The sequence below is a fragment of the Mesorhizobium sp. M1217 genome (assembly GCF_040318275.1).
In the GTDB taxonomy this organism is placed as follows: Bacteria; Pseudomonadota; Alphaproteobacteria; order Rhizobiales; family Rhizobiaceae; genus Mesorhizobium.
In genome coordinates this window covers 136,011-150,348 of sequence record NZ_JAMYMA010000014.1, presented here as the reverse complement: position 1 = coordinate 150,348, position 14,338 = coordinate 136,011, and the positions used below count along the sequence as shown (strand labels likewise).

Annotated in this window: 12 protein-coding genes, 1 tRNA gene and 2 pseudogenes; 9 read left to right on the top strand and 6 right to left on the bottom strand. The window is 60.2% G+C overall.

The window, feature by feature from the left end; translation table 11 throughout:
• Nucleotides 1-62: 62 nt before the first annotated feature.
• Nucleotides 63-452, top strand: coding sequence for a DUF427 domain-containing protein (locus NKH37_RS23200; protein WP_353041441.1), 390 nt, complete (start codon nt 63-65; stop codon nt 450-452).
• Here the strand turns inward: NKH37_RS23200 and NKH37_RS23195 are convergent, their stop codons facing one another.
• A complete protein-coding gene (locus NKH37_RS23195) occupies nt 453-1,190 on the bottom strand; it encodes a polysaccharide deacetylase family protein (RefSeq protein ID WP_353041439.1) in 738 nt (245 codons plus the stop codon).
• Nucleotides 1,191-1,329: 139 nt separating this feature from the next.
• Nucleotides 1,330-2,283 (bottom strand): glycosyltransferase family 9 protein, encoded by a 954-nt coding sequence (locus NKH37_RS23190; RefSeq protein WP_353041438.1) that lies wholly within the window; start codon nt 2,281-2,283, stop codon nt 1,330-1,332.
• Here NKH37_RS23190 and NKH37_RS23185 point away from each other — a divergent pair.
• The gene (locus NKH37_RS23185; protein WP_353041436.1) at nt 2,262-2,519 is read left to right on the top strand and encodes a hypothetical protein; all 258 of its coding nucleotides are present in this window, start codon (nt 2,262-2,264) and stop codon (nt 2,517-2,519) included. The genes NKH37_RS23190 and NKH37_RS23185 overlap by 22 nt on opposite strands.
• A gap of 360 nt (nt 2,520-2,879) precedes the next feature.
• On the opposite strand, the gene NKH37_RS23180 is transcribed toward NKH37_RS23185, so the two are convergent.
• The 4 genes from NKH37_RS23180 to ppdK all read right to left on the bottom strand — a co-directional run bounded on the left by NKH37_RS23180 (nt 2,880) and on the right by ppdK (nt 6,944).
• The gene (locus NKH37_RS23180; protein ID WP_353041434.1) at nt 2,880-3,053 is read right to left on the bottom strand and encodes a hypothetical protein; all 174 of its coding nucleotides are present in this window, start codon (nt 3,051-3,053) and stop codon (nt 2,880-2,882) included.
• Nucleotides 3,054-3,217: 164 nt separating this feature from the next.
• Entirely contained in the window at nt 3,218-3,385 is a 168-nt protein-coding gene (locus NKH37_RS23175) for a hypothetical protein (protein WP_353041433.1), read from the bottom strand.
• 498 nt (nt 3,386-3,883) lie between these two features.
• A complete protein-coding gene (locus NKH37_RS23170) occupies nt 3,884-4,069 on the bottom strand; it encodes a hypothetical protein (RefSeq protein ID WP_254820493.1) in 186 nt (61 codons plus the stop codon).
• A gap of 193 nt (nt 4,070-4,262) precedes the next feature.
• Nucleotides 4,263-6,944 (bottom strand): pyruvate, phosphate dikinase, encoded by a 2,682-nt coding sequence (ppdK, locus tag NKH37_RS23165; RefSeq protein ID WP_353041431.1) that lies wholly within the window; start codon nt 6,942-6,944, stop codon nt 4,263-4,265.
• Between the two features lie 192 nt (nt 6,945-7,136).
• Here ppdK and NKH37_RS23160 point away from each other — a divergent pair.
• The 7 genes and pseudogenes from NKH37_RS23160 to NKH37_RS23130 all read left to right on the top strand — a co-directional run bounded on the left by NKH37_RS23160 (nt 7,137) and on the right by NKH37_RS23130 (nt 14,201).
• Nucleotides 7,137-7,474 (top strand): annotated as a pseudogene (locus NKH37_RS23160) (VOC family protein).
• A 121-nt stretch (nt 7,475-7,595) separates the two neighbouring features.
• Nucleotides 7,596-7,670, top strand: a tRNA-Gln gene (locus tag NKH37_RS23155).
• A 633-nt stretch (nt 7,671-8,303) separates the two neighbouring features.
• Entirely contained in the window at nt 8,304-10,493 is a 2,190-nt protein-coding gene (locus NKH37_RS23150; RefSeq protein ID WP_353041429.1) for a calcium-binding protein, read from the top strand.
• 393 nt (nt 10,494-10,886) lie between these two features.
• A pseudogene (locus NKH37_RS23145) lies at nt 10,887-11,678 on the top strand (IS630 family transposase); the annotation flags it as partial.
• A 309-nt stretch (nt 11,679-11,987) separates the two neighbouring features.
• Nucleotides 11,988-12,647 carry a TylF/MycF/NovP-related O-methyltransferase gene (locus NKH37_RS23140; protein ID WP_353041427.1) on the top strand — a complete coding sequence of 220 codons (660 nt, stop codon included), beginning with the start codon at nt 11,988-11,990 and terminating at the stop codon, nt 12,645-12,647.
• A 158-nt stretch (nt 12,648-12,805) separates the two neighbouring features.
• Nucleotides 12,806-13,078: a hypothetical protein gene (locus NKH37_RS23135; protein ID WP_353041425.1), complete on the top strand. Its 273-nt coding sequence runs from the start codon at nt 12,806-12,808 to the stop codon at nt 13,076-13,078.
• A 376-nt stretch (nt 13,079-13,454) separates the two neighbouring features.
• Complete coding sequence (locus NKH37_RS23130; RefSeq protein ID WP_353041508.1) at nt 13,455-14,201, top strand: hypothetical protein; 747 nt, start codon at nt 13,455-13,457, stop codon at nt 14,199-14,201.
• Nucleotides 14,202-14,338: the final 137 nt, after the last annotated feature.

Here is a 14,338-nt window from a genome sequence, read left to right as displayed (position 1 = left end):
TGGAAGGTCTTGCGCAACGCGCCTGCCAGACACATCTTGGGGTTGAGGCAAGGAGATCCGACATGGACCAAATCGCAAATCCATCACCCGGCTTTCAGCGCAATCCGGGCAAGGTCATCACCATCGAGCCTTACAAAGGCACCGTGACGGTGCGCGCCGGCGATGTCGTCATCGCTTCGTCCAGCAAGGTAAAAGTGCTGACCGAATCGCCGTATCCCCCGGTTTTCTACATTCCGTTCGGCGACATCGACTTCAAACAGCTTGGCAAGACCGAACACTCGACCCATTGCCCCTACAAGGGCGACGCCAGTTATTGGAGCGTGCTGCCCGCCGGCGATGCAGGCAAGGATGCGATGTGGGCCTATGAGCGGCCTTTCGACGAGATGGCCGATATCCGCGATCATGGTGCGTTCTATCCAAACAAGGTGACCATCGAGGCCACGCCCGACTGATCAGTCGGTGGTGCCTTCATCGCCGACGCCGTCGGCATCGTCGAGCCGCACGAAGGTGAGGCCCTTGGCCTTCAGCGCCAGAAGTCCCTGCACAACGCCTTCGCCGGCGGCATGGGTCGGCTGGTTGATGTGAGCGATGATGACGTCGCCGTCCTCTGCCGCGGCAATGCGCCGGGCGGTCTCTTTTGCGCCGAGCAATGAGCCGCCGTCGCCGTTGACAGAGAATCCGGCGATCTTGAAACCAAGCTTGCGTATCATTGCGATTGCCGACGGGCTGTATTCGGCGGTTGCGCCGCGAAACCATTTCGGGGCCGGTTCGCCGGTCACGGCAAGAGCGGCAGCACCCGATTCGACCTCGGCCAGCACGGCCTCCGGGCTGCCGGCACTGCGGATACCGTAGATCTTTTGCGGCGTGTCGACGGCCGGGATGTGGCGGCCGCCATGGTTTTCCAATTCAAACAGTTCGGGATGCGCCCGCATGATCTCGACGGCGGCGGCGTTGTGCTTCAGCCAGATGCCGGTGACGAAAATGGTGGCAGGAATCTTGTTTTCCACCAGCGCCGAGAGAATCCGTGCGTCGGTCCTTCCGCCGCACGCATCGAGCGTCAGCGCGACGCGGCCGCTGCCCGCCTCGGCCCTGATGTGCAGCGTCGGTGCGACGAGCAACTGGGCGTGGCCAGGGGAGACAGCCCACAGCGATATCGCAATGGCGCAAAAATACTTTTGGAACGGGCGCATCGATTATTTCCAGGCCGGCCGGATCAAAGTTGAAGCGGCGACCCCAAGACCGGCATCAAGGCGGAAATCGGGACGATGCCCCTGCAAAAGCGTCGGCAGCGGCAATTTGACCGCCGGCCTGACCTTTGGCAAGCCGAGATCACAATGCGTGCTCCACGTCCTTAACCGTACGTGAAAGGATCGCGCGCACCGCGTCGACCACCGCTTTGACCTCAAGTCGCCAGACGCAGCAAGTCTTGCTCGGATCGGGGCGGCGGCACAGGTCCCTGGCTATGCATTCGCAAGGCATGGAGGGCCGCAGCGTAACACTGGCCACGCCGACAGGACCCCAGACGGCGGGGTCGGTCAGCCCGAAGAGGCCGACAACCGGCGTTCCCGCGGCGGCGGCCATGTGCATCGGGCCACTCTCGTTCCCCAGAAACAGCCGTGCCTGGCCAAGGACCGCCAGCAGAGTTGCCAGCGACAGCGCCCCGACTACGTTGACGACCGGCGAAGCGGCCTTGGCGACGATGCGCTCGGCAGATGCCCGCTCACCGGGGCCGCCGACAAGCAGGAAGTCCAAGCCGGTCTGTCGCGAGAGCTCGTCGATCGCCAGCGCAAAACGTTCCGGTTGCCATTGCCGCCCCCGGAAGCTCGCTCCCGCATGAACGGCTATGAAAGCGTTGCGCCGGAGATGATGCCGATCGAGAAGCGCCAATGCCTTGGCGGTCTCCAGCGGCAGCGGCTCAATCTTTGGGACCGGCGCACGTAACTCCACGCCAAGCGCCTCAAGCGGCGAAAGATAGCGATAGAGATAATGCTGGCCACCAAAGCCAAACGGTTTGGCCAGGATGTTGGCGGGCTGGCGTTCCAGCCAGCGCAATGGTTTTTCTGGAGGATCATATCCGACGCGGGTCTTGGCGTTGACGAGCCTGACGATGATGCGTGAGGTTTTGGAATCGGCTAGGTCGATGGTCAGGTCAATCGGAACCGGCGCAGAGCGCGCACCATCGCGTAAAGCTCGCGACCACGCTGCACAGGGGTGCCACGCATCCGTGCACGATGGAACGCCACCACGTCCGAGGCGATGCCATGAGCCATCAGGTACCGGCAAAAGTCCGCCTCGCAAAGGAACACGATCCTGGCCCTTGGATATTGGAGGCGCAGGTTACTGGCGAGCGCGGAGGCGAGGACAAGATCGCCGATGAATTCGTCTGGAGGATGAAAAACAAGCCGACGTGCGTGGGCGGGTCTGCAACATCTGTTTCTGGCACCGGGGCGGCTTCGGGAGCCGGAAACTGGGCAGAAACGATGTCGGGATTTGGAGCCGTCACGCGCACGTTCGCGTGAATTTGGTAACAAATCGGTAAGGTCAGATGCTGGCGGACTGCAACTCTTATCTGCGGCCGTTCTTTGTAGCCTGCAGCGCCGCTTGCGCGGGGCATCTATCGGTTCCAGATCGACCAGATTAAGTCGAGGCGGCGATCCAAGACTGGCATCACGGAACCAGGTTATAGTGCGTGCTCCATCTCCTTGATCGGTGAAAGAGCTTACGCAGTGCGCCACAAACTGCTTGACCTGTTCGCGCTCAACCAGCGGCACTGTTCTTTGGCGACACAGTTAAAAATCGCTCGTGCGTGGCTTCACGACAGGCCTTGCTCGAACTCTGACTTCCGCCCAAACACTGATCATGGTCAGAACGAGGTGGATTCACCGGAGGTTGTCCCGCGGCTTCTGCTGAGGTTCCTGGCTTTTCGACCACCAGACAAAATACAGCGAGCCCATCTTCATCACAGGCACGCGGCGGTCGCGTTCCCGGGCTCGCAACTCACGATAGGTCTTCATCTTCAGAGTGCCGCCCGGCAACCTGATACGCACCGCCATCGGTCCAACTCCCGTTGTGCAACGCAGCAATTGTGTGCAATGCGGTAAGTAGAGACCTTCCGTAACGGAAGAGTCAACAGCAGCATCATCAACTTATTTTGCGAGCTGGCCGGCGGAGGCTTCGCGGTGCCGGGCGGGCAGGCGCATGCCCGGACGAAGGAGCTTCATCCTGGCGAGTGATCGTCAATCAGGCGCTGGCGGTTCGACCACCAGGTGAAATAAAGCCGGCCGATCTTGACGACGGGTATGCGGCGGGCGCGCTCGCGGTCGCGCAATTCGCGGTACACTTTCACTTTCAGTGTGCCGCCCGGCATTCTGATACGTACTGCCATCGCTTCCGCCGCCCCAAATTGTGCATTGCAGCATCAAAGACCTTCCGTGGCGGAAGAGTCAACGCCCGCCCGCCGACTTTTTCTGGGACTTGGCGAGCGGTCTTCGGAGGTTAGGCGCGCAGGTGGTGATCCCTTCACCGAGGGTCATGCCCAGCCGGGATCGTCCGGTGCGCGGGCTATTTCCTGGGCGAGGATTTGTTGGGCGAGGATGGGCGATCGGACATCCCGCTCGGCCACCAGATGAGGAAGTAATTGCCGACCTGCCAAACCGGCACCTCGCGCTTCTGCTCGCGCCGCCGCAGCTCGTCCCTTTTCTTGATCTTCAAAGTCCCGCCCGGAAGCCTGATTCTTATCGTCACGTGTCCTCCCCCTACCCCCAAGGTACGAACGATAGACGGGAACGGTTTCATCCCGGCTAAGCAATTTCATCCAGGTCGAGCAATTTCGGGCGCGGTGGACGCAGGTACCGGGACCGGAGCGACATCGCCGGAACCGGCTTCATTTGAAGAAATCCGCAATGCCGTTGATGGCCAGCACCGCATAGACGATCGGTCCGGCGATAAACGCACAATAGAGGCACAGGATCGCCGCCAGTACCAGCAGCAGCGGCTTGTCGCGCCCGACGGCGCGGAGCTCTGACTTCACCGTCCAGCGCGCCGCAGCGGTTTGTTCATCATCAGACATGCTCACCATCCCGCGGCCATTTCACACGGCGGGCCGAAAACATCAACCTTCCTTGGTGCGCGGAAGAATCCATTAGCCAGTGCTGCAAATAGACCGCCACGCTCGCGGCGCGTGCCATGTTCCGATGTCAGGCGGCGGACATTTCTAGGATCGATGGTTTGTCAGCGTCTCTGTCCGACATCTTCGGTTTGGTCTATTCACGCGCCGGCTTTTTTGCAGCCTGCACTGCTGCTTGCGCAGCAGCCAGCCTGGCGATTGGCACGCGGTAGGGTGAGCACGAGACATAGTCGAGGCCGACCTTCTCGCAGAAATGGATCGACGCCGGGTCGCCGCCATGTTCGCCGCAAATGCCGAGCTTGATGTCGGGCCGCGTCGCCCTGCCCTTCTCTGCCGCCATCCGCACCAGCTCGCCGACGCCGTCTATGTCAAGCGACACGAACGGATCCTGCTCGATGATGCCTTTTTTCCGGTAAGTCTCGAGAAACGAAGCCGCATCGTCGCGCGAGATGCCAAACGTAGTCTGGGTCAGATCGTTGGTGCCGAAGGAGAAGAATTCGGCCGCCTCGGCGATGACGTGGGCGCGGATCGCGGCGCGCGGCAGTTCGATCATCGTGCCTGTCAGATAATCGATCCTGACGCCGGTCTCCTGCATCACGCTTTTGGCGACGGCGTCGATGCGAGCCTTGACGAAGTCGAGTTCCTTCACCAGCCCGACCAGCGGCACCATGATCTCCGGCACCACCAGCGCGCCGGCCTTCCTGCCGACCTCGATGGCCGCCTCGAAAATGGCGCGCGCCTGCATCTCGGCGATCTCGGGATAGGAGACGGCAAGCCGGCAACCGCGATGGCCGAGCATCGGATTGAACTCGTGCAGCGCCTCGGTGCGGCGCCGGAGCTTGTCCGGGGACACGTTCATGGCAGCGGCCACCTCGGCCACCTCCTCTTCGGATTTTGGCAGGAATTCGTGCAGCGGCGGATCGAGCAGTCGGATCGTCACCGGCAGCCCCGCCATGATCTCGAACAGTTCGAGGAAATCCGAGCGCTGCATCGGCAACAGCTTGGCCAGCGCCGTTCGCCGGTCCTTTTCCGTATCGGCGAGGATCATCTCGCGCATGGCAATGATGCGATCGCCGTCGAAGAACATGTGCTCGGTGCGGCAAAGCCCGATGCCTTCGGCGCCGAAGGAGCGCGCCATGCGCGCATCGACCGGCGTCTCGGCATTGGTGCGCACCTTCATGCGGCGCGCGCCGTCGGCCCATTCCATGATGGCGGCGAAATCGCCTGAGAGTTCGGGCTGCAGCATCGGCACGGCGCCCTTCAGCACCTGGCCGTTGGAGCCGTCGATGGTGATGATGTCGCCCTTGCGGAAGGTCGCGCCCATCGCCATCAGCGTGCCGGCCTTGTAGTCGACGCGCAGCGAGCCCGCGCCCGAAACGCAAGGCTTGCCCATGCCGCGCGCCACCACGGCGGCGTGGCTGGTCATGCCGCCGCGCGTTGTCAGGATGCCTTCGGCCGCATGCATGCCGTGAATGTCCTCGGGGCTGGTCTCGATGCGCACCAGGATCGCCTTGCGGCCTTGCGCCTTGGCCTCCTCGGCGTCATTGGAGGAAAAGACGACCTCGCCGGTGGCAGCACCCGGCGAAGCCGGCAGGCCGACGCCTATGATGTCGCGCGCCGCCTTCGGATCAATCGTCGGATGCAGCAACTGATCGAGCGAGGCCGGATCAATGCGGGCGACGGCCTCCTCCTTCGAAATCAGTCCATCCCTGGCCATGTCGACGGCAATCTTCAGCGCCGCTTTGGCGGTGCGCTTGCCGGACCTGGTCTGCAGCATCCATAATTTGCCGCGCTCGATGGTGAATTCGAGATCCTGCATGTCGCGGTAGTGCTTTTCCAGGCGGTCGGAGATACTGACGAAAGCCTGGAAGGCGTCCGGCATCAGTTTCTGCAGCGACGGCTTGTCGGAGCCGGCCGCAATGCGCGCCGCCTCGGTGATGTTTTGCGGCGTGCGGATGCCGGCAACGACATCCTCGCCCTGCGCATTGACCAGGAACTCGCCATAGAGCTGCTTTTCGCCGGTCGACGGATTGCGCGTGAAGGCAACGCCGGTGGCCGAGGTATCGCCCATATTGCCGAAGACCATGGCCTGGACATTGACCGCAGTGCCCCAGCTTTCGGGAATGTCGTGCAGGCGCCGATAGGTGATCGCGCGGTTGTTCATCCAGCTGGAAAACACCGCGCCGATGGCGCCCCAAAGCTGCTCGTGCGGATCCTGCGGAAACGGCTTGCCGAGCTCCTCCTCGACCTTCGCCTTATAGAGCGCAATCACGCCTTGCCATTCGACGGCTGTCAGCTCGGTGTCGAGCTCATGGCCAAGCCCGCCCTTCTGGTCTTCGAGGATTTCCTCGAACACCTCATGGTCGAGGCCCATGACGACATCGGAATACATCTGGATGAAACGGCGGTAGCTGTCATAGGCAAAGCGCGGATCGCCTGAATCGGCGGCCAAGGCTTCGACCGTCTCGTCATTCAGGCCGAGATTGAGCACGGTGTCCATCATGCCTGGCATCGAGGCGCGCGCACCTGAGCGAACCGACACCAAAAGCAGTTTCGAGGGATCGCCGAAACGGCGCCCGGTCAGCCGACCGACATGTTCGAGCGCGACCGCAACGTCCGCTTCGAGCGAAGCCGGGTACGTGTGGCCGTTGGCGTAATAGGCGTTGCAGACTTCGGAGGTGATGGTGAAGCCCGGCGGCACCGGCAGGCCCAGGCTGCACATTTCGGCCAGGTTGGCGCCCTTGCCGCCGAGCAGATTGCGGTCGCCGGCACGGCCTTCCGCGGCGCCGTCGCCAAAAATGTAGACCCACTTGGTCATGCTTGCTCCCCGGTTGCAGGAGATTGGAAATACTGGCAAATCGAGCGATATGATGCTGCAGTGCGAAAGGCAAGGCATCGACCAAGCCGGCCGGCCTCTACAATCGATTAATGAAAAGCGGCGTCGAAAAGACTTGCTTTTTGGAAGGCTTTGTTGTAGAACATAAGGAGAACAAATGGCAGAACGACGAGAATGACCGGCAAGCTCGATTATCTGGAAATGCCAGCGACAGGCGGAACGCTGGACAGCTTGAAGGCTTTCTACAGCGCGGCCTTCTCATGGTCGTTCACCGATTACGGCCGACCTATTCAGCTTTTGCCGAAGGGCTGGACGGCGGTTTTCAGGCGGATGGCCAAGATGCGCCGGCCAAGCCGCTGCCCGTGCTCTATTCCGAAAGGCTGGAGGAAACATTAAGCGCCGTCGAGAATGCCGGCGGCACCGTCGTCAAGCCGATCTTTTCATTCCCCGGCGGCAGGCGGTTCCATTTCGTCGATCCGGCCGGCAATGAAATGGCTGTCTGGGGTGAATAGGTCCGTCAAAGTGACGATTGCAAAACTGGTGAATCGGTCGCGCATAGTCGATATGTCGGCATTGAGCTTTCTCCCGGCTCGTCCTATAAGGCCGCGCGCACAGCGGGCACGCTCCGGCTGTTGGGGCGTCGCCAAGTGGTAAGGCATCGGTTTTTGGTACCGACATTCCCAGGTTCGAATCCTGGCGCCCCAGCCAGTTCTCCAATTCTGACGATCCCCCGAGTCGTAATCTCAGTTGCAGACACCTTGGTCGCGGACTGGGATCTGCGGTATCTGTCCACAACAAATTGGTGTCTCCGGCAGAGAGCGCGATCCGGCTGGCATCTTAGTTAATGTCGGCTCAATTGGCCGGCAGTCAAATGCATCTTGTGGAGAAAAGCAGTTTTTCTACCCCGGCTTGGCGTTCGATCTTATAGTTTAGACTTTTATAATCCAAAACATCAGATTTTTTCGTTTTTCTGAAGAGTGTCAGCACCTCCAACACGTCTTCATTGATAATATTCATAGTCGTAAAGTAATTTTAATAAAAATTTAAATTGTTTGTTAAATAAACTATTGAGTATAATTGTGTATTATCGGCGATAGATAAGATGTCATCAAAATATCGACAAACATCCCTCAGAAACAACGTGAGCATCTCTGCAATCAAATTCGTTTTTTATCCCACAAGGCCGACTATCCGGAAATATATTTTTCGACGCAATGTGACAATCCGGCCACCGATCAACCATTCTATCAGGGCGTGCAGGTATGTGATTTGGCGCTAATATACACCTTCTAGTAGGCAGACATTCGCGGGGCGCTATCGAATCAAAATGAGGGATTATGGATGGCGACTCTCCATTACACGTCGGGCGGATCCGGCACGGACATTGCAAAAGCCGGATTCAATCTGGCTAGCGTGCAATATGTTGACCAAGTCAACGAGCTGCCAGAGGGCATGAAAGGCTTGGTCTACCTCGACGAGGCCAACGGCGTAACCCAATCCTTTATCGACAAGGTTACTCCTTTCCTCGGCAATCCGAACGTATTTGGGTTCTTCCTGGTTGACGAGCCGGATCCCACCGGCCAATGGGGTACCTACGCCTCCGCAGCGAATCTGAAGGCCGAATCCGATTGGATCCATGAGCATTTCCCAGGCGCCAAGACCTACATCACAATGATGAGCCTGGGGACGTCGGCGAATCCGGATTTTAGGGGCACGTACAATCCCGCCAATACGGGTATCGATTACTACGGCATAGATGTCTATCCCGTCCGCACGGATGGCCCGGTCGACTACAACATGATCGATAAATTCGTCGCCGCCGCTCAGGCATCGGGCATCCCGACGAGCCAGATCGTTCCGGGCTACCAGGCGTTTGGAGGTGGCGAGTATAACACCGACATGGGTGGCAAATATGTGGTGCCCACCGCCGCCCAGATGCAGACCATGATGGAGCACTGGGCCAAGCTGGTTCCGTCACCCGCCTTCGACTACGCATACGCCTGGGGTTCGCAGCGAGGCGACACAGCGTTGGAGAGCTCTTCGGAACTGCAGGCCGTTTTCCGGGAACACAACCTTGCAACGACGGGGACCACTCCGCCTCCCGTCGACACAAGCGACACCCTGTATGGCACCAGCGGCGACGATGTGTTTCACGGGGCCGGCGGCCACACAATGATCGGCTATGGCGGCAATGACACCTATTATGTCGATAACATCCGCGACAAGGAGATTGAGGCAGCGGGCGGCGGTACCGACAAAGCATTCGCCTCCGTAAGTCATGCGCTTGCGGCCGGCTCCGAGATCGAGCTTCTCGCCACCAACAATGCATCAGGCACGGCGGCAATCAACCTCACCGGCAATGAGTTCGCCCAGACCATCCAGGGCAATGCCGGCGCGAACGTCATCAACGGCCTCGGCGGCGCCGACACCATGACCGGCTATGGCGGCAACGACACCTATTATGTCGACAATGCTGCCGACAAAGTGGTCGAGGCCGCCGGCGGCGGCTCCGACAAGGTGCTCGCCTCGGTGAGCTATGTCCTTTCGGCCGGCTCGCAGATTGAGCTCCTCGCCACCACGAACCCGTCCGGCACGACGGCGATCAATCTGACGGGCAACGAGTTCGCCCAGACCATCCAGGGCAATGCCGGCGCCAATGTCATCAACGGCGGACGCGGCGCGGACACCATGATCGGTTATGGCGGCAACGACACCTATTATGTCGACAATGCTGGCGACAAAGCGATCGAGGCGGTAGGCGGCGGCACCGACAAGGTGATCACTTCAGTGAGCCATGCGCTTACCGCCGGCTCGCAGATCGAGCTTCTCGCCACCAGCAACCCGTCCGGCACGGCGCCGATCCACCTCAACGGCAACGAGTTCGCCCAGACCATCCAAGGCAATGCCGGTAGCAATGTCTTCAATGGCCTCGGTGGTGCCGACACGATGGTCGGCTATAGCGGCAACGACGGCTACTATGTCGACAATGTCGGCGACAGAGTGATCGAGGCGGTAGGCGGCGGTCGCGACAACATAGCCACCACGGTGAGCTATGCGCTTGCGGCCGGCTCGGAGGTCGAGCTTCTCGCCACAAGGTATCCCTCCGCCACCACGGCAATCAACCTAACCGGCAACGAGTTCGCCCAGACCATCCAGGGCAATGCCGGCGCGAACATCATCAATGGTGGCGGCGGTGCCGACATCTTGACCGGTAACGGAGGCAATGATGCATTTGTGTTCAACAGCGCTCTTGGAGCCGGCAATATCGACAAGGTCACCGACTTCAACAAGCTCCAGGACAAGATCCAGCTCGACGACGCCGTTTTTGCCGGCCTTAAGTTGGGCGGCCTTTCATCCGATGCTTTCTTTGCTGGCACGGCTGCGCATGACAGCTCCGACCATATCATCTACAACAGCTCAACCGGGGCGCTCTCTTTCGACAGCGACGGGATCGGTGGCGCAGCTCAAATACAGTTCGCCACTCTCTCTCCAGGTCTGTCGCTTGCAGCAGGTTCGTTCCTTGTGATCTGAACGACCCGGAACGGCGGCCCTTCGAGCCGGTCCGCCGCTCTATCTTTGTTCAAGCACCGGATTCAAAGCTGGGCGCCCATTCCGGGCCGACGTTTACGCCCGGAAACTCCATCGGAGCACCCGCTCAGCCGATCCAGTCGCGCCGGCGATCCCGAGGACCACTCTTGGTTGAAAGTTGAGGGTTTCTGCTGAAACAGCAAGTGGTGGATGCGTCTTCGTACCTCGCCTCTATCTTCGTCTTTCAGACGAGACAGCAGCGAGCCCGCCGCCTGCGGAGCTTGGGCCGCAACTCGCCGTGACGGAGCAGCTCTGGCATTGTTTGCCAGTGGATTGATCGATACGGAGGAGTTCGGTTTTGGATTCCCCTTTGCGCTGGTCGTGCGAAGCTTGTGAATGCGCACGGGTATCAAGATCGACGTCACAACCTTTGACAAGAAGCGGCTTGAGGCCATCACCGCCGCGCGGAGTTCGCCTCAGAAGCATGTTTGGCGCGCGAAGATCATCCTCCTGAGCGGGGATGGCTTGGGAACCGTGGCGATCATGGCGGCGACCGGAAAGTCGAAGACCTGCGTCTGGCGGTGGCAGGAGCGCTTCATGACAGAGGCGTCGAAGGCCTCCTGCGCGGCAAGACCGGGCCCCCCGGGATCGCGCCGCTGGACAAACGTCTAGTCGACAAGGTCGTGACGTTGACGTGGAGCCGCCGAAGCGGGAAGCGACACTGGACCGTCCGCGCCATGGCCAAGGCGGCGGGTATCGCCGCGTCGTCGGTCGTGAAGATCTGGCACGATCATCGCCTTGCGCCGCACCGCTGGCGCAGCTTCAAACTGTCGAACGACAAGGCCTTCGCCGAGAAACTGCACGATGTCGTCGGGCTCCACGTCTCGCCGCCGGCCCATGCCGTCGTGCTATCGGTTGACGAGAAGAGCCAGATCCAGGCGCTCGACCGAACCCAGCCGGGGCTGCCGCTGAAACCGGGACGAGCCGGTACGATGACGCATTGACTGTAAGCGCAACGGCACCACCACCCTGTTTGCCGCACTCAATGTGCTCGCCGGCTCGGTCATCGGCCGCAATATGCAGCGCCACCGCCATCAGGAGTTCATCCGCTTCCTCAACGCCATCGAGGCCGAGCTCCCGCCCGACAAGGCCGTCCACGTCATCCTCGACAATTACGCCGCCCACAAACCTGGGGCCAGGCTGTCGGGCTGCTCGTTGCGCTAGCGGAGTCCAATTTCCATAAAAAGGACGGTCCCAGCCAAGAAGACCAATTGCAGCCCAGCCCGGCACATCCGTGGACGCTCACCAGCGGAGCAATTGTTGCGGCCGGCTCGGCCCGAGCCGACATCGTGTCGGATGGCTGCCGTCTCCGATCGAACCGCTGCGGCTCACTTTGCCTCTCCGGGGGTGCTTGCGAATCCCGAGGCTGCTGTCTAGCATCGTACGATGTTATCAGGACTCACCCGACACCTCGTTAAGAATGCGAACAGGCTTAGAGTGCCGGCCATCGCCCGCTCGGTGCAGCGCGCCCGTCTGACGTATCTTTCGGACGCAAAGTTTATTAGCCTTCGCGATGCAATCAGGCGGCTGAGGCGTGAAAAGGTCCCCGGCGATTTCATCGAATACGGTATCGCACTCGGTGGCTCCGCAATCTTCATCGCGTCCGAACTCGACGGAGGCCGTCATTTCCACGGCTACGATGTGTTTGGCATGATTCCGAGCCCGACTGAACAGGACGACGAAAAATCCAAGGCCCGCTACGAGACCATCCGGTCGGGACGATCCAAAGGCATTGGCGGTGATACCTATTACGGGTATCAAGGCGACCTATTCGATAAGGTGAGTGCCAGCTTCAAGGACTTTGGCGTCCCGGTCGATGGCGAAAAGATCGTCCTTCACAAGGGCTTGTTCGAAGACACGGTGCACTTTCATCCGGAAACCAGAATAGCCTTGGCCCATCTCGATTGCGATTGGCACGATCCGGTCAAATTCTGTCTTGAGCAGACCCTAGAGGTGTTGAGCCCAGGCGGGCTCATGATCCTGGACGATTACAATGACTACGGCGGATGCCGGACGGCGACCGATGAATTCGTTGCTGGCCGCGCTGACTGCCGTCTGATACGAACCCTCCCTCACGCCGTGATCCAGCGATTATAGGTCGCGTCCTGGTTTGCGCAGTTCACCTCGCCGAGGCCGATCCGGGCGCCGAGCCTTGGCATGTCATCAGGCGCCGGGCGACGCCCTGGAACCTCATGTCCATAGCCGACGCTAGGGCAGGTTGATGTTTTCGACCCGCCGTACGAAATGGTCGCGGGATGGTGCGCATGTCTGATGATGAACAAACCGCTGCGGCGCGCTGGTCGGTGAAGTCCGAGCTCCGCGCCGTCGGTCGCGCAAGCCGCGGCTGGTGCTGGCGGCGATCCTCTGCCTCTTGTGCGTTTATCGCCGGACCGATCGTCTGTGCGGTGCTGGCCATCAACGGCATTGCCGGACTTCTTCAAATGAAGCCAGTTCCGGCGATCTCGCTCCGTTCCGCCGCGCCGCGTCTATCGGCCCCGAAATTGCTTGAAGAGGAAGACCTATCGTGAGTTGCGAACCCGGGAACGCGACCGGCGCGTGGCTGTCATGAAGATGGGCTCGCTATATTTTGTCTGGTGGTCGAAAAGCCAGGACCTGCATCAGAAGCCGCAGGACAGCGGACGGTAGCGCCGGGAATTGGGCCGACGTCTCGGCCTCGACGATCAACCCGAGCCGAAACACTCTCTCCCACAGGATTTCTGGTCGAATTGCCGTGCCATGTTGGTGCGACCTCGAGCGGCTCCCGGCAGCAATTCTTATGACGCCTTTTCGGCGATTTAAAACGGCGTCCAGAGTGGCGGACGCGGGCGTTTTGCAAGCTTGCAAACCGCCGCCGCTTGCCGCAAATAATTGGCCGCGGGCGGGCGATCAAGGAGTCATCCATTGATGAATGTCCTGTCGCGCACGCATGCTTTCCTTCGCTCAAGCCCGCTCCGCTATTATTTTCACCTCGCAAAGGCTCGCCTTGCCGGGTCTCCGCAATCGGACGAAAGTGCGATCCTGTCGCAGATTGCTGGCCAAAGCCCGAAAACGTTCTTGGAATTTGGTTTCCATCCGACGGAATACAATTGCATTGGGCTTAGCGAATTCAGAGGTCTGCTGGTCGACGGCGACGCAACGACCGTGCGGTTGGCGCGCTCGCTGCTTCCAAAGCGGATCGAAGTGCGCCAGAGCTTCATTGATCTCGACAACATCAAAAGTCTCGCCACGCATTTTCCGCAGCTTGGCGTGCTTTCCGTCGACGTCGATGGAAACGACTACTGGTTTCTGCAAGCCTTGTTACCAGTGCGTCCGGCCGTTATTGTCGTGGAATACAACGCCAGTTTTGGCCTCAATCCCGTCACAGTGCCCTATGATCACGCGTTCGATCGCATGGCCAAGCACGACAGCGGCTGGTATCATGGCGCGTCGATCACCGCCCTGACGAAACTCTGCAAGGATCACGGATACAAACTGGTCGCGGTTTCGGCCGCTGGCGGCAACGTGTTCTTCTTACCTGACGGATCCGACATGCCGGGACTGGAGCCCGCCCAAGCCTATAGAGAGAGCGCACTGCGCAACCGCTGGTCCGGAACTACGGCTAAAGACCAATGGGAGCGTATCAAGCACATGCCCTTTATCGAAGCCCCGTAGACCGAGACGAATAGATGTACACTGGACCACCGCTTCGCTTCACCATCAACGCGATTGATGACGAGCGCCAGCTTTCAATGCCCATTGCGACCAGCGCAGACGAAACAGAGATGCGCGAGCATTTCAAAGAGATTTGC